The organism is Streptomyces sp. NPDC045678 (genome assembly GCF_056432085.1).
In genome coordinates this window covers 763866-779197 of the sequence record NZ_JBWKJS010000004.1, presented here as the reverse complement: position 1 = coordinate 779197, position 15332 = coordinate 763866, and the positions used below count along the sequence as shown (strand labels likewise).

Below are 15332 nucleotides of genomic sequence, written 5' to 3'. Positions count from 1 at the left end.
GATGACGATCCGCGTCCTGCTGGTCGACGACCAGGCCCCGGTCCGCACCGCCCTGAGCATGGTCATCACCGAGGCCCCGGACATCGTCGCGTACGAGAAGGGGCTGGTGTCGGCCACGTCCTGACGGAGTGCGGCCGGGCCGCCGACGTACCGCTGACCGAGCCTCCGACGGACCGGTCCGGTGAGTTCGCGTCGTGTTCACGCGTCCCTCATTGACTCGCCTCCCGTGCCTCCTTAGCTTCATGGCGCATCTGCCACCGCGGGAGGGGACTGTCGTGCGCCGACGTATCTGGGGAACAGCCGCCGTGCTCGCCTTGTTCACGGGCCTCGTGCCGGTGACGTCGGCGCAGGCCGCGGCACCGCACAGACCCGGGCCGCTCCCTCTGGAGCGGCTCTTCGACAACCGCGCGGTCAGCGACGACGACCGTCCCGCCGCCGCGGACTTCGACGGCTCGGGCGGCTCCCTGTCCGCACGGGACCTGACGGCCGCGGGCTGGACGCCCGGGCGGACGCTCGGCATCGAAGGAGCCCGGCTGACCTGGCCGCGGACCGCGCCGGGCAGGCCGGACAACGTGCGCGCCGACGGCCAGTCGGTACGGGTGCGCGGGCGCGGCGACGCCCTCGCCTTCCTGGTCGCCGGCACGGGCGGCGAGGCGAGCGGCACGGGAACGGTCCGCTATCGGGACGGCTCGCGCGGCACCTACCGGCTCACCGCCCCGGACTGGCGCGCGGGACCGCTCGCCACGAAGTCCGTCGCCCTGCCGCACATCAACACGCCCGGCGGTCAACTCGCCGAGAAGGCACGGGTGTACATGGTGACGGTGCCGCTCGCCCGCGGACGCGAGGTCGCGTCGGTCGGCCTGCCGCGCGACCCGGGCGCCCCGGACCTGCACGTGTTCGCCCTGTCGGTGCGGGCCGCGACGAAGGGCTGGACGGGCACCTGGTCGGCGTCGACCGCGGGCTACCCGGCGGTGGGGCCGTGGGCCGACCGGACCGTGCGGCTCGTCGTCCACACGAGTACGGGCGGGCCGCGGGTGCGCATCCGGCTCGACAACACCTTCGCGGCGGCCCCGGTGCGGATCGGCAGCGCGACGGTGGCGGTGCAGGAGGCCGGGGCGGGGGCGCGGGGCGCACCGCGGCCGCTGTCGTTCCGCGGTGTCCCGGGCACGGAGCTCCCGGCGGGCGCGCAGGCGTTCAGCGACCCCCTCGACTTCGACGTGCCGGCCGACGCGAACCTCCTGGTCAGCTTCCATCTGCCCGGCCCCGTCGCGGCGGCGCCCGTGCACAGCCAGGCCATTCAGCGCTCGTACGTCAGCGGCCCCGGCGACCACACGGCGGACGGCTCCCCGGCGGCGTACACCTCGACGATCACGACGTGGCCGCTGCTCACGGGCGTCGACGTCGGCGGCGGGCCCGGTTCGGTCGTGCTGCTCGGCGACTCGATCACCGACGGCGTGAAGTCGACGCAGGACGCCAACCGGCGCTGGCCCAACGTCCTGGCGACGCGGCTCCTGAACCAGTCCGACGTACCGTCCTTTGGCGTCCTCAACCAGGGCATCTCCGCGAACCGCGTGGTCGCCGACCGCTATCCCGGGGACGGCGTCTCCACCGACACGGGCGGCGTGAGCGCCCTGCACCGCCTGGACCGCGACGTCCTCGCCCAGACGTCGGCACGTACCGTCGTCGTCTTCGAGGGCGTCAACGACGTGCGCTGGGGCGCCTCGGCGGACCAGGTGATCGCGGGGCTCCGGGAGATCGCGGACCGCGCGCGGGCGCGCGGGCTGCGGACCGTGGCGGCGACGATCGCGCCGTGCGAGGGCGAGTCCCTGTGCACGGCCGCCGCGAACCAGCAGCGGGAGGCCGTCAACGCCTATCTGCGGGGCAGCGACGACTTCGACGCCGTGCTCGACTTCGACGCGGTGCTGCGGGACCCCGCGCACCCGGCGCGGATCCTCCCCGCCTACGACAGCGGGGACCATCTGCATCCGGGCGACACGGGCCTCGCGGCGCTCGCGGACTCGGTGGACCTGCGCCTGCTCGTGCCGTGAGGCCTCAGACGTCGAGGTCGACCACGACGGGCGCGTGGTCGGACGCGCCCTTGCCCTTGCGCTCCTCCCGGTCCACGTACGAGTCGGAGACGGCCTTCGCGAACGGCTCGTTCCCGTAGACGAGGTCGATGCGCATGCCCCTGTTCTTGGGGAAGCCGAGCTGGCGGTAGTCCCAGTACGTGAACGGGTGGGCGTACTTGAGGGGGCGGGGCACGACGTCCGTGAGACCCGTCTCGCGCAGGGCCGCGAGGGCGGCGCGCTCGGGCTCGGAGACGTGCGTGGCACCGACGAAGAGCGCCGGGTCCCAGACGTCGTCGTCGGTCGGTGCCACGTTGAAGTCGCCGAGGACGGCGAAGGGGCGGGGACCCGCCGCGTCGGCGGCGACCGCCGTCTTCAGGGCCTCGAACCACTGGAGCTTGTACGCGTAGTGGGCGTGGTCCACCTCGCGGCCGTTCGGCACGTACACCGACCAGAGGCGGAGGGGGCCGCAGGTCGCGGAGATCGCGCGGGGCTCCTCCGCCCCGTCGTACCCCGGCCCGCCCGGCAGGCCCTTGACCACGTCGTCGAGGCCGGCCTTGGAGACCAGCGCGACGCCGTTCCACCGCCCCGTCGCGTTCACCGCCGACTCGTACCCCAGCTCGCGGAGCGCTTCGGCGGGGAACTGCTCGGCCGTCGTCTTGGTCTCCTGGATGCATAGCACGTCCGTGCCAGTGGCCTCCAGCCAGGTCAGGAGCCTCGGCAGACGAGCGGTGATCGAGTTCACGTTCCAGGTCGCAATGCGCATGCCTCACAACCTACCGGGCGGCACTGACAGTCACAGATCCGCCGACTCCCCCGGCGTCAGACGCACGTGCTCGGCCCCGCCGAGAGCGCCGATCTGGTTGTCGTAGATCGGCCGGGCGAGGTCGGTGAGGAGCGCGTCGTGGATGTCGTAGGCACGCTGCGGCTTGACCTCGCGCACGTAGTCGATCACTTCGGAGATCTTGTTCCAGGGGGCCATGACGGGCAGCATCAGCGTCTCGACGGGCTGGTCGGGGACGGTGAGCGCGTCGCCCGGGTGGAACACGGAGCCGTCGACGAGGTAGCCGACGTTGGTGATGCGCGGGATGTCCGGGTGGATGACGGCGTGCAGTTCGCCGTGGACCTGGACGTCGAATCCGGCGGCGGTGAACGTGTCGCCGTGCCCGACGGTGTGCACGCGCCCGGGGAAGGCCGCCGAGATCTGGTCCGCGACCGACTTGAGGGTCCAGATCTCGGCTCCGGGGCGGGCCTCCATGGCGGCCCGCAGCCGGTCCTCGTTGAAGTGGTCCGGGTGCTCGTGCGTGACGAGGATGGCGTCGGCGCCGAGCGCGGCGTCCTCCTCGCTGAAGCCGCCGGGGTCGACGACGAGCGTGCGCCCGTCCTTTTCGAGCCGCACGCACGCGTGGGACTTCTTCGTGAACGTCATGCGCGGCGTGCGCCCGGTCCTGCTGTCGGGAGATGTCGTCATGTCTCCCATCCTGCTACTCCTGCGGCGTGGTTTCCTCACGGATCACGGCCTGCGCGACCTTGAAGGCGGAATTGGCCGCGGGGACGCCGCAGTACACGGCGGCCTGGAGCAGGACCTCCTTGATCTCCGCCGGGGTGAGGCCGTTGCGCAGCGCCGCCCTGGTGTGGAACGCCAGCTCGTCCAGGTGGCCGCCCGCGACGAGCGCGGTGAGCGTGACGCAGCTGCGGGAGCGGCGGTCCAGGCCGGGGCGGTTCCAGATCTCGCCCCACGCGTAGCGCGTGACGAGTTCCTGGAAGTCGCCGGAGAAGTCGTCGGCCGCGGCGAGCACGCGGTCGACGTGCGCGTCGCCGAGCACCTCGCGGCGCACCTTCATCCCCGCGTCGTACACGTCGGGTGCCGCGTTGCCCGGCACGGCCTCCGGCTGCTCCACCGGACCGATCTCGGCGACGGGCGAGACGGGCGCGGGCGACGGGCCGAGGACGGGCTTGGGCGGCGCGGCGGCGAGCGCCGACTGGCCGCCCATGGTGGCGTCGGGGGCGGGCTGCCAGGCCGTCGAGAAGTGCCGTACGAGGAGGTCCGTGACGGCGGCCGGCTGCTCCACGGGGGCGAGGTGCGAGGCGCCGGGTACGACGGCGAGCCGCGCGTCCGGGATCCCGGCGACGAGCGTACGGGCCTCGCCCTGCCCGGTGACCTGGTCCTCGGAGCCGACGAGCACGAGCGTGGGCACGCCTATCCTGCCGAGCTCGGCGCGCACGTCGAAGGAGGCGAGGGCCTCGCAGGCGGCGATGTAGCAGCCGGGGTCGGTGGTGCGCACCATCTGCACGGCCCAGTCGGTGATCGCGGGCTGGGCGGCGGCGAAACCGGGCGTGAACCAGCGGTCGGGGGCGGAGCGTGCGATGGGGTCGAGTCCGTTGCTGCGCACGATGACGCCGCGCTGCCGGAACTCGTCGGCGGTGCCGAACCGCGGCGATGCGGCGATCAGCGCGAGCGAGGCGACGCGGTGCGGGTGCCGCAGCGCGAGCTCGGCCCCTATGGCACCGCCGAAGGCACAGCCCGCGTAGCCGAAGCGGTGCACGCCGAGCTCGTCGAGCGTGGCGAGCAGCCGGTCGGCGAGCTCTCCGACGGACCCGCACGGGTGCGCGGGCGCGCCGCCGTGCCCCGGCATGTCGAAGCGGAACACCCGCCACTGCCGGACCAGCTCCGGTATCTGCCGGTCCCACATGTGCCATGTGGTACCCAGTGAGGCACCCAGGATCAGGACTGGAGCGTCTTCTGGCCCGTCAAAGCGGTATTGCAGGGTGTTCTTCGGTGTCTCACTCACCCGCCCGACCCTCTCATCAGTCACGAAAAGTCACATCGCCGGGGTGAACCTATCGGGACTGGGGTTCTCGCGACGGCAGGCCAGTCGCTGCCGGAACGAGAGTGTAGTGGCACGGACGAGGCTCACCGGGACCATCTGGAGACCTTCCCAGGCCAGCCCTGGGCCGGTTGGAAGACTTGGCCACAGCCGGTTGGATCCCCCAGTCTCTACTGTCGGTCCACAGCCAGAAGACGGACTTTGCGTGCCCCTCAATCCACTCACCATAGGGCGAGGCAGAGCGCTCGGCTGGTGGACACCACGAGGATCACGCTTGCTCCTCCGCCGCAACCCCGTGCAAGCCCTCCCAGGCGGTGGGAACCCACATCCATTCCCACCGGGAGTAGTAGCTCGTCACGCCACCCACTCGACCACGATCCTCTCCATGATCGGCGCAGCTGGCTTCGTGGAAAACACTCCACTGCCCGATCAGGGTGGCGTCACTTCCTGGCGGGAAATGCCTCGTTGAGCGTAGGAACGACGAGGTGGCCGGACGTCAGCGACTTCCGGACCAGGTCGACGGGCAGGTACCGTCCCTGCTGGATCACCGGCGTGATCTTTTCGATCGGACCGAGCTCGATGAGGTAGAAGACGGTCCACGGCTTCCCGGAGTCGTTCAACGTCTCACCGTCGCGCACGATGCTCTGGGTCGCCGCAGAGGTATCCCGGGTTCCGGGAACCTGTTGGTGGATGGTCTCCACCGCGATGACGTCAAAGATCTGCCCCTGGCCGCCCGGCCGGTACATCACCAGGAGCTGGGGGCGGGCAAGTCCGACGTGGCTGCTGCTGAGCGGACAGAGATAGGCGACGTACTCGGCGAGTTCCTCCTCGGCCAGGTCGTTCGCGGGCACGACCACGGCGTGCTCGTGCAGCGTCCGGAACCATCCCCTCGCGAGCTCCTCCTCCCAGACGAACTTCCCGCGGTTGCTGTGCGTCGGGCTCGCGATGAGTCCGCGGCTGGCCATCAGCTCGATGCTGCGCGGTTCGCGCCCCACCATCCCGGCGAAGTCGGACCGGGTGAGGACCTCCGGCAGACTCTCGGACCACAACATGCAAGTGCCCTCCTACAAGGCGAGGTTGGGGCTCCAGGGCCCCATTGCCGCCACCATAGAGGAGTCCGGAGACGAGCATACGATTCACGGGAACCTCGTCTCGCGAGGACGTGCCGAAGTCAGTCATACGCATCCGTTGCCCGCACCGACAGCGGTTCAGGAGCTGCACTTGCAGGTCGCGCTCCGAGCGCTGCAGTTGCTGGGCGCTGTGGACGGGGGTGTACCCGAAGCAAGCTCGTCGACGATCAGGTGCCTCACACGCCAGAGGCCACGTGAGCCGCTTCACCTGGACTTTTCGGCGCCACCTATTGATAAACGGCGTGATGTGGAACCAGGGGTCCTGGACGTGTCTGAGGGGGGAGTCCCTGAGCGCTTCCCCGGCACCATGAACGAGAGCCGCGATCTCCAGCTGCCGCTGGAAGGCAGGTGAAGCTGCCGAAGCGGGGATACGGGTGCGACCGGATTTCGACGTCGGGTCGGAGAGGGCGAAGGGGGAACGTTCCTGCTCGGGGGAGCCGAGCTCCGGAGGGCCTGCGATCAACTGCCTCGTCCATCACGTAGAGCCACAGGCCGCTGTACGTCGACGCCCCGCCCCCCCGGATAGTTGTGTTCACGCCTGCCGCTCACCGGTTCGGGCAGGCGGTGAGGCGTGCCACCCTTGGCCGTCCGCTCGCGGGCGTTCATGTAGTCCCGCATGGGCGACACTTGGTGCCGCTTCTTCGTGAGAAGGACCTGAAGGACGCCGCCACCGGCGAGAACGGCGGCGCGGGCGGGTTCGTCGACAAGTACCTGCCCGTCCGTCCCGCGTATCGGCTCTACCGCGCCGAGAACATGCTCCGCCAGCAGGGCTGCGACGCCCTCGCCGACCTGTACTCCGACACCGCCGACGAACTCGTCCAGCAGCTCGTCCTCTCCGGTGTCGGCGGCCTCACGGGGTGGCGGCGGACCGCCGTCGCCACGGAGCGGGAACTCCAGTCCGGCGGCACGTCCTTTCGCGGGCCCCGCAGCGAGACAGACTTCTGGATGGAGTGGGCGGACCACGCCTACGACGCGATCCGCGCCGACGCCCGGCTCGACCGGGTCGCCCAGTCCGCCGCGTCCGGCTACTCTGCCGCCGATATCAACCAGATCTACCGGCACCTATTCATCGAGACGCACCAACTCGACGACGGCGTGCAGCGGTTCTACTCCAACCCCTATATCGCCAGGGCCTTGGAATGGCTCCAGGACGGAAACCCGCACCCCAGCGACCTCGACCTGCTGGCCCACGGGTTGTACGAGTCCAGCTGGATGCGGGAGCACGGCGACCAGAACTACCGCCGGGCTCACAAGGCGATCCTGGACGCGGGCCATGTCTGGGACGAGAACGCGCCCGCGGCCGACGGGATAGGGTTCCGGTGATGACAGCGTCCTTCAGCTGCAAAATGATCGCTTCCCTGGACACCGGAGCGGGCGTCTACGCGTGGACGACCGTGGAGGGGATCACCGGGAACATCCTGATCGACCCGGAAGGGGTGATCGCCCGTCCTTGTACGGCGGCGGGAGATCCTCTCGGTGACACGCTGCTCGACAAGAGGGTCGGGAATGTGCAGAACCCCGACCCGGACCCGGGAGTCCGGACCGCTTTCCTGAAGATCGCGGCGGTGCTCTTCATGGAGAAGGAGCGGCAGGGGCGGCTGCCCGACGCGGTCACGCGCACCTACTGGTAGGAGCGGCACCTTCTGAGAGGTCGGGTCCCTGGCGGGCCCGGCCTCTCGGCGTGTGCGACGTCAGATGAACAGCATCGCCATGGCGCACACCGCGGCGGCCGTCGCGCCTGCCGACGGCCGCCCCAGCCGCTGGCTCATCATCGACACGGCTGATCCCCAGCAGATGCACGGCTACACGTATGGCAACAACAACCCGCTCATCCACGCCGATCCTGACGGCAAGTTAAAACCCCCACCGAAACAAGCCGACAGGGGTCAACATCTGTCACGCCCGAGTCACCAACAGCGTTGACGGACCTGGACTGCAAGTTCCCAACTCGGTCAAACACGTCTCACCTGCGATCCCACCGTAGGCCTCGGACACCGGAGCCGGATCGGCTGCACGTAGGCCGTGGGGACCGAAACTATTTCGGGCGTGACGCGCCATTGTTTCGACAACGCGCATCACTCAGGATCTGTTGGGCAGTCACCTTTCCGCGCTGCAGCCGGTAGGGGTGGACCAGTCGGGCCCTGAAAGCTTTCGCGGACATCACGCAGGGATCAACGCCGAACACCTCACCAACCCCTCACGGAAGGATGTAGTTGTCATGATCAGAACAACCTTGAGCGCCTTCGGGAAAGGCCGCACCCCCCTCCGCGCCCACGCCCGCAAAGCCCTGGCCCTCTCCGTCACCGGGCTCCTCGCGGCCACCGGTGTCGTCGCCCTGTCCGGCACCGCCCAGGCGGCAACCACCCTCGGCGAGTCGGCGGCCGCGAAGGGCCGGTACTTCGGCACGGCGGTCGCCGCGAACCACCTCGGTGAGGCGCCCTACGCCGCCACGCTGAACACCGAGTTCAACTCGGTGACCCCCGAGAACGAGATGAAGTGGGACGCGGTGGAGGCCTCCCGGGGATCATTCACCTACGCAGCGGCCGACCGGATCGTCAGCCACGCGCAGGGCCGCGGCATGAAGGTGCGGGGACACACCCTGGTCTGGCACTCCCAGCTGCCCGGCTGGGTGGGGTCCCTGGGCGCCGGCGACCTCCGTACGGCGATGAACAACCACATCACCCAGGTCATGCGGCACTACCAGGGGAAGATCCACTCGTGGGACGTCGTCAACGAGGCGTTCCAGGACGGCGGCAGCGGAGCGCGCCGCAGCTCGCCCTTCCAGGACAAGCTCGGCAACGGCTTCATCGAGGAGGCGTTCCGCACCGCGCGGGCCGCCGACCCCGCCGCCAAGCTCTGTTACAACGACTACAACACCGACGGGGTGAACGCGAAGTCCAACGCCGTGTACGCCATGGTGAAGGACTTCAAACAGCGCGGTGTGCCCGTCGACTGCGTGGGCTTCCAGAGCCACTTCAACGGCCAGTCCCCCGTCCCCGCCGACTTCCGGCAGAACCTCCAGCGCTTCGCCGACCTCGGCGTCGACGTGCAGATCACGGAGCTCGACATCGAGGGGTCCGGGTCCTCGCAGGCCACGAGTTACGCCGACGTGGTGAAGGCGTGCCTCGCGGTGACGCGCTGCACGGGCCTCACCGTATGGGGCGTCACCGACAAGTACTCCTGGCGCGCGAGCGGCACCCCGCTGCTCTTCGACGGCAACTACAACAAGAAGCCGGCCTACGCCTCGGTGCTGTCCGCCCTGGGCGGTACGGGCGGCGGTGACGGGGGAAACGGCACCCGCACGTGCACCGTCTCGTACGCGAAGCAGGAGACGTGGGGTGACCGCTACAACGGCAAGGTGACCATCACGGCGGGTACTTCGGCGATCAGCGGCTGGAACGTGCGGGTGACGGTCTCCTCGGCGCAGCGGATCTCGGCCACCTGGAACGGCACACCGAGCTGGGACAGCACCGGAAAGGTGATGACCATGGCCCCGAGCGGCAACGGCAGCCTGGCGGCCGGCGGGACGACGAGCTTCGGCTTCACCGTCATGACGAACGGTGATACGGCGCCGCCCACCATCGGCGCCTGCACCGCGTCCTGACGAACGGCGATACGGGGAGAAGGACGAAGGGTCCTCGCGGTGGTCGTCCCCTCCGCGAGGGCCCTTCGGGTCGGTGGGCGCCGGGCTACGGCGCGTCCGTGAGGGGCTCCGTCACGACAGCCATGTGCAGCCGACGCGTGTGGTCGACCGTGCGTACCGGCCCGGTCAACGTGAAGCGGGCCGTGAGGCGCGGGTCGGTGCTCGACGCGCTCAGCCGCAGTTCGAGATCGCCCGGTTCGACGATCCGGTGGCCGTCGCGGCCCGTGAAGGACGCGAGGTCCGCCGGGACCGTCATCCGCACCCTGGCCGCCCGTCCGGGTCGCAGGCCGAGGCGTACGTAGCCGACGAGGCGCTGCACCGGCTGGACCACCGAGGCGACCGGGTCGTGGAGATACACCTGTACCACTTCGGTTCCCTCCCGATCGCCGGTGTTGCGCACGGTGCAGGAGAGCGTGAACTCCCCCTGGGTGGAGGCTCGTCCGTGCTCCACGACGAGGTCGCTCCACTCGAAGGCGGTGTAGGTCAGGCCGTGGCCGAACCCGAACGCCGGGGTCGGGTCGACACTGGACACATCGCTGGAGTGGCCGAGCCGCGCCGCCAGATAGGTGGAGGGCTGGGAGCCGGGGTGGCGCGGAACGCTGACGGGGAGGCGGCCGGACGGTTCGGTGCGGCCGCTGAGCACCGAGGCGATGGCTCTCGTTCCCTCCTCGCCGGGGAAGAACGACTGCACGATCGCCGCCGCCTCCTCCACCGCGCGCCCGAGGGCATAGGGGCGTCCGGCGAGCAGCACGGCGACGACGGGGGTGCCCGTGTCGAGGAGGGTGTCGAGCAACTGCTCCTGGACGCCGGGCAGTGCCAGATCCTCCGCGTCGCAGCCCTCCCCGCTCGTGCCGCGCCCGAAGAGACCGGCCCGGTCGCCCAGGGCGACGATCACGAGGTCGGCGCCCCCGGCCAGTTCGGCGGCCGCGCCGAACCCGTCGGTGGCGGGGCCGTCGATGTCCGCGCCCTGCGCGGTGACGATCTCGCTGAGCGGGAACTCCGCCGCCAGTGCCTCGCGCAGGGTGGGCAGTTCGATGCCGAGCGGGGTCTCGGGGTGCTGCCCCCCGACGTGGACGGGGAAGGCGTAGCCGCCGAGGACGGCCGTCGGGGTGTCGGCGTTGGGCCCGACGAGTGCGATACGGGCCGGGGCCCCGGGGGCCGGGCCCGCCGCCAGGGGCAGGGTGCCGTCGTTGCGCAGGAGCACGACGGCCTGTTCGGCGACGCGGCGGGCGAGGGCGCGGTTCTCGTCGGTGTCGAGACGGACGGTTCCGCGCAGCGCCGCCGAGTTCCCGCCCGCGGTGCGGTCCGCGGAGTCCGCGGCTTCCACGAGCGCGGACGGCGTGGGCCGCCAGTCCGCGTCCAGCAGCCCCAACTGGGCCTTCTGGGCCAGCACTCGGCGTACCGCACGGTCCACCAGCGCCTCGGGGACGAGCCCCTCGGCGACCGCTTCGGTCAGCGGGCCGCCGAACGCCTTGACGGTGGGCAGTTCCACGTCCACACCCGCTTCGAGTGCGGCACCGGCCGCTTCGCCGAAGGTCCCCGCCACACCGTGCAACGTCTTCAGGAAGGCGATGCCGAAGTAGTCGGTGACCACGGTCCCCTCGAAGCCCCAGGTGTCACGGAGCAGGCCGGTCAGCAGCTGCCCGTCGGCGGCGGAGGGGATGCCGTCGGTGTCGGTGTAGGCGTGCATGACCGACCGTACGCCGCTTTCGCGTACGGCCATCTCGAACGGGGTGAGGATGGTGTCGGCCCGCTCCCGGGCTCCCATGCCGACCGGGGCGAGGTTGCGGCCGGCCCGTGAGGCGGAGTATCCGGCGAAGTGCTTGAGCGTGGCGACGATCCCGGCCGACTCCAGTCCCCGTACATAGGCGGTGGCGACCGTTCCCACCAGATAGGGGTCCTCGCCGATGGTCTCCTCGACGCGGCCCCAGCGTGCGTCGCGTACGACGTCGAGGACAGGGGCGAGTCCCTGGTGCACGCCGACGGAACGCATGTCGCGGCCGATCGCGGCGGCCATCTCACGGACCAGTTCCGGATGGAAGGTGGCGCCCCAGGACAGCGGCACCGGATAGGCGGTCGCGCCCCAGGTGGCGAAGCCCGCGAGGCATTCCTCGTGGGCGAGCGCCGGTATGCCGAAGCGGTTCGCCCCGGCGATCCGCTCCTGGGTGCGCGCCAGCGAGAGGGCGCCCACGGCCGGGTCGACCGGAGCCGTACCGAACGGGCGGGTCAACTGGCCGAGGCCGTGCGGAAGCAGGTCGTCGAGGGCGACGGCCTCCTCCATGTCGTGCTGGAACGGCGCGACTTCGGCCCCCTCGTCGGAGGCGCCCACCCAGACGCCGAACAGCTGGGAGATCTTCTCCTGGAGGGTCATGGCGGCGATCAGGGCGTCGGCCCTGGCCTCGGGAGCGAGAGCGGGATCGCGCCAGGGCGCGGTGCGGTGGTCCATGGCGCCGGATTCCGTCACCCGGGGGTCGGCGGCCTCGGCGGGCGGCTGCGCTCCGGCGTTGTCGATGTTGGTGGTCACTTTCCTCCGACCCCCATCAGCCCCTGTACGAGGGCACGACGGGCGAACAGGTAGACGATCAGGATGGGGAGCATGGACAGGACGACGGCGGCGAGCAGGCCGGGGGTGTCGACTCCGTGTTCCGTCTGGAAGTCGTAGAGCCCCATGGTGATCACCTTGGTCTCCGCCGACTGCGTCAGGACGAGGGGGAAGAGGAAGCCGTTCCACGCCTGGAGCGCGGAGAAGACGACGATCGTCGAGATCCCGCTCTTGGACAGCGGCAGCACCAACTGGAAGAAGACCCGCCGGGACGAGGCGCCGTCCATCGTCATCGCCTCGTACAGATCGGGGGTGATGTCACGCATCACTCCCGTGAGGATCAGGGCGCACACCGGCATGGCGAAGGCCGCCGTCGGCAGGATGACGCCGATGAGGTTGTCGTAGAGGCCGGCCTCGCTGATGACGAAGAACATCGGGACGACGACCGCCTGCGAGGGGATCGCCAGGCCCAGGAGGAACAGCCGGAAGACCGTGGTGGTGGCCCGGCCCCGGCTCCTGACGATGGTGTACGCCAGGGGCGGGACGAGGAGCACGACGATGCCCACCACGCACACGGTGACGATGACCGTGTTGAGGAAGTACTGCGCGAAGCCGCTGTTGACGTCGTCGACGTAGTTGTCGAGCGTGAAGTGCTCGGGGAAGGCCAGCGGGCCGTTGGCCGCGTAGTCGGGGCGCGACTGGAACGTGGCGACGAGCATCACGTACAGCGGCAGCCCCACCACGAGGAGCCAGACCAGCGAGCCGAATCCGGCGAAGTAGTTGGGGCGGCTCTTCCTCACAGTCCCTCCATGGTGCTGCGCATCTTGTCGTAGCCCGAGAGCCGCACCACGATCAGCGAGATGACCGTGGAGACGAGGACCAGGAGGAGGGCGATGGCGGACGCCGCTCCGTAGTCGAAGCTCTTGAACGCCTTCTGGTACATGTAGTACGCGCTGATGGTGGTGTCGCTGCCCGGTCCGCCCTGGGTCAGGATGAGCACGGTGTCGAAGGTGGTGAGTCCGCCGACCACCATCAGGATCATCGAGGTGATGATCGAGTTGCGCAGTTGCGGCAGCGTGATGTGGAAGAACTGCCGCACCGTGCCCGCGCCGTCGATCTGCGCCGCCTGGTAGAGGACCGGCGGCACAGCGCGCGCCGCGCCCTGGTAGATCAGCGTGTGCAGGGGGGTGAACTGCCAGGTGCTGACGGAGACCAGGACGCCGAGAGCACTGGACTGCGTCCCGAACAGGTTGCCGTCGCCGAACAGCCATGTGGCCTGCGCGGGGACGCCGAAGTTGGGGTCGAGGACCGCGCGCCACAGCACGGAAACGGCCGTGATGGACAGCAGCATCGGCACGAAGTAGATGGCGGACAGGACGGCCCGGTTGCGCTGGTGTCCCGCCGCCCAGACGCCGAGCAGAATGCTCAGCGGAGTCTGGACGACGACCCCGAGCACGGTGAGCAGGACGCTCAGCCAGAGGCTCTCGATCATGACGGAGTCGTCGAGGAGCTTCTTCCAGTTGTCGAGGCCGGTGAATCGCGGGTCGCTGAGGCCGTCCCAGCTCGCGAAGGAGAGGACGGCGACCATGAGGAGCGGGACGATGGCGAAGAGGCCGAAGAAGACGGCGGCGGGAGCCGCCCAGAGGAATCCCGGCCGACCCGCTCCGGTGCCGGACGCGCCGGCCTTCTGGACCGTCACGCCGTCCGCGGCAGGAGCGGCGCTTCGGGTCACGTCACGTGTTCCGGGTCCGGATTTGAGTGTGCTCACGAGGTCGGCAGCGCCTGCATGGCCTTGATGAAGGCGTCCTCGTCCATCGAGCCGTTGAAGAACTGCTGGAGGGACTGGTACATCGTGGTGGCCGCCGACTGGGGGTACGCCTGGTCCCAGGAGAGCTGGAACGCCGGGGCGTCCTTGACCAGGTCGTACTGGAACTCGGCGTACTCCGGGTCGGCGGCGGAGTCCAGGAAGCCCTCGGTGTTCGTCGTGGTCGGCAGGTTGCCGATGCGGAGCTGCGCCTTGACGAAGCGGTCCGAGTACATGAGCTTCAGGAACTCGGCGACGGCCCGTGGGGGCTTCGTCCTCTTCAGCACGGAGTAGAAGTTGTTGGTGTTGCCGACGACGTTCGCCCGGGCGCCCTTGCCTCCCTCGACCGAGGGGAAGGCGCTGTATCCGAGGTCGCTCTTGGCGAACTCCGGGTGCGCGTCCTGCTGCGTCGAGTACTCCCACGAACCCATCAGCTCGAAGCCGGCCTTGCCGGTCGCCAGGAGCGTGGGGGAACCCTTGTCGGTGAACTTCACCGAGTCGTAGTTGGTGCCGAAGGCCCCGGCGTCCACCAGTTCCTTGATCCTGCCGAGGGCCTTGCGGCTGTCCGGGCTCGCCCAGGCGTCCTTGTCGCCGTTCAGGGCCTTCTGGAACAGCTCCGGTCCCGCGATGCGGTCGTAGAGGTACTCGAACCACATCAGCGTCGGCCACCGGTCGCCGCCGCCCAGCGCGATCGGCGTGACGCCGTCGGCCTTCAGCGCCTTGACCGCCGCCAGCAGGTCGTCCCAGGTCTTCGGGGGTTCGACCCCCGCCTTCTCGAGGACCTTGCCGTTGTGGAACAGCAGCACGGGCTGCGTACCGCGCATGGGGATCCCGTAGGGCTTGCCGTCGACCACCGCGCTGTTGAACACGGACGGCAGGAACTTCGTCCTGAGGCCGGGATCCTTGGCGATGAAGGAGTCCAGCGGGAGCAGCAGGCCGGCGTCGACGAACGGTTTGATGCTGCCGCCGCCCCAGTTGAAGAAGACGTCCGGCGCCTGCTTGCTGTTGATGATCGTCTGTAGCTTGGCCTGGTAGTCGGCGCCGGGGATCGTGTCGAGGACGGCCTTCACCTTCGACGTCTTGTTGAAGGCGGCGACGAGTTCCTTCTCCACCTTGTTCGCGTCGTCCCCGTAGACCAGGACGTGGATGGTGTTGCCGCGGCCTGCCGCATCGGAGTCTCCCCCGCAGCCGGACAGGGACAGCGTCAGTGCCAGCGCGGCACCACCGACGACAACGGTGTGCGAGAACCGTGCGCGTTGCTTCATCGACTCGCCTCTCGAAACTTTTCGGTTGCATTACCGAAACTTCCTGAGGCGGGA

Annotated in this window: 14 protein-coding genes; 6 read left to right on the top strand and 8 right to left on the bottom strand. The window is 69.8% G+C overall.

Annotated features, from left to right (window positions below; translation table 11 throughout):
• The first annotated feature begins 1 nt into the window (after position 1).
• Together AC07DO_RS17955 and AC07DO_RS17950 are read left to right on the top strand one after the other, a co-directional pair.
• Positions 2–124: a hypothetical protein gene (locus AC07DO_RS17955; RefSeq protein WP_479060635.1), complete on the top strand. Its 123-nt coding sequence runs from the start codon at positions 2–4 to the stop codon at positions 122–124.
• Positions 125–242: 118 nt separating this feature from the next.
• The gene (locus AC07DO_RS17950; protein WP_479060633.1) at positions 243–2048 is read left to right on the top strand and encodes an SGNH/GDSL hydrolase family protein; all 1806 of its coding nucleotides are present in this window, start codon (positions 243–245) and stop codon (positions 2046–2048) included.
• A gap of 4 nt (positions 2049–2052) precedes the next feature.
• Here AC07DO_RS17950 and AC07DO_RS17945 read toward each other — a convergent pair whose 3' ends face one another.
• From AC07DO_RS17945 to AC07DO_RS17930, 4 genes are all read right to left on the bottom strand, one after another.
• Positions 2053–2832, bottom strand: coding sequence for an exodeoxyribonuclease III (locus AC07DO_RS17945; protein ID WP_479060631.1), 780 nt, complete (start codon positions 2830–2832; stop codon positions 2053–2055).
• A 30-nt stretch (positions 2833–2862) separates the two neighbouring features.
• Positions 2863–3495, bottom strand: a complete 633-nt coding sequence (locus AC07DO_RS17940) for an MBL fold metallo-hydrolase (protein ID WP_479060747.1) — start codon at positions 3493–3495, stop codon at positions 2863–2865.
• A gap of 55 nt (positions 3496–3550) precedes the next feature.
• A complete protein-coding gene (gene pcaDC, locus AC07DO_RS17935; protein ID WP_479060629.1) occupies positions 3551–4858 on the bottom strand; it encodes a bifunctional 3-oxoadipate enol-lactonase/4-carboxymuconolactone decarboxylase PcaDC in 1308 nt (435 codons plus the stop codon).
• Between the two features lie 476 nt (positions 4859–5334).
• On the bottom strand, positions 5335–5946 hold the full coding sequence (locus AC07DO_RS17930; RefSeq protein ID WP_479060627.1) for a hypothetical protein: 612 nt from the start codon (positions 5944–5946) through the stop codon (positions 5335–5337).
• Positions 5947–6654: 708 nt separating this feature from the next.
• On the opposite strand from AC07DO_RS17930, the gene AC07DO_RS17925 reads away from it, so the two are divergent.
• The 4 genes from AC07DO_RS17925 (at position 6655) to AC07DO_RS17910 (ending at position 9628) form a co-directional block, all read left to right on the top strand.
• Positions 6655–7347 carry a hypothetical protein gene (locus AC07DO_RS17925; RefSeq protein WP_479060625.1) on the top strand — a complete coding sequence of 231 codons (693 nt, stop codon included), beginning with the start codon at positions 6655–6657 and terminating at the stop codon, positions 7345–7347.
• On the top strand, positions 7347–7655 hold the full coding sequence (locus AC07DO_RS17920; RefSeq protein WP_123985553.1) for a hypothetical protein: 309 nt from the start codon (positions 7347–7349) through the stop codon (positions 7653–7655). Before AC07DO_RS17925 ends, AC07DO_RS17920 begins: the two co-directional genes overlap by 1 nt.
• A 64-nt stretch (positions 7656–7719) precedes the next feature.
• Positions 7720–7947, top strand: coding sequence for a hypothetical protein (locus AC07DO_RS17915; RefSeq protein ID WP_479060624.1), 228 nt, complete (start codon positions 7720–7722; stop codon positions 7945–7947).
• Between the two features lie 295 nt (positions 7948–8242).
• Positions 8243–9628, top strand: a complete 1386-nt coding sequence (locus tag AC07DO_RS17910) for a glycoside hydrolase family 10 protein (protein WP_479060622.1) — start codon at positions 8243–8245, stop codon at positions 9626–9628.
• Between the two features lie 85 nt (positions 9629–9713).
• On the opposite strand, the gene AC07DO_RS17905 is transcribed toward AC07DO_RS17910, so the two are convergent.
• The 4 genes from AC07DO_RS17905 to AC07DO_RS17890 all read right to left on the bottom strand — a co-directional run bounded on the left by AC07DO_RS17905 (position 9714) and on the right by AC07DO_RS17890 (position 15278).
• Positions 9714–12191, bottom strand: a complete 2478-nt coding sequence (locus AC07DO_RS17905; protein ID WP_479060620.1) for a beta-xylosidase/alpha-l-arabinosidase — start codon at positions 12189–12191, stop codon at positions 9714–9716.
• Entirely contained in the window at positions 12188–13009 is an 822-nt protein-coding gene (locus AC07DO_RS17900; RefSeq protein WP_479060618.1) for a carbohydrate ABC transporter permease, read from the bottom strand. Before AC07DO_RS17900 ends, AC07DO_RS17905 begins: the two co-directional genes overlap by 4 nt.
• Complete coding sequence (locus AC07DO_RS17895) at positions 13006–13908, bottom strand: carbohydrate ABC transporter permease (RefSeq protein WP_479060746.1); 903 nt, start codon at positions 13906–13908, stop codon at positions 13006–13008. Before AC07DO_RS17895 ends, AC07DO_RS17900 begins: the two co-directional genes overlap by 4 nt.
• A 65-nt stretch (positions 13909–13973) precedes the next feature.
• Positions 13974–15278: an ABC transporter substrate-binding protein gene (locus AC07DO_RS17890; protein ID WP_479060616.1), complete on the bottom strand. Its 1305-nt coding sequence runs from the start codon at positions 15276–15278 to the stop codon at positions 13974–13976.
• Positions 15279–15332 lie beyond the last annotated feature (54 nt).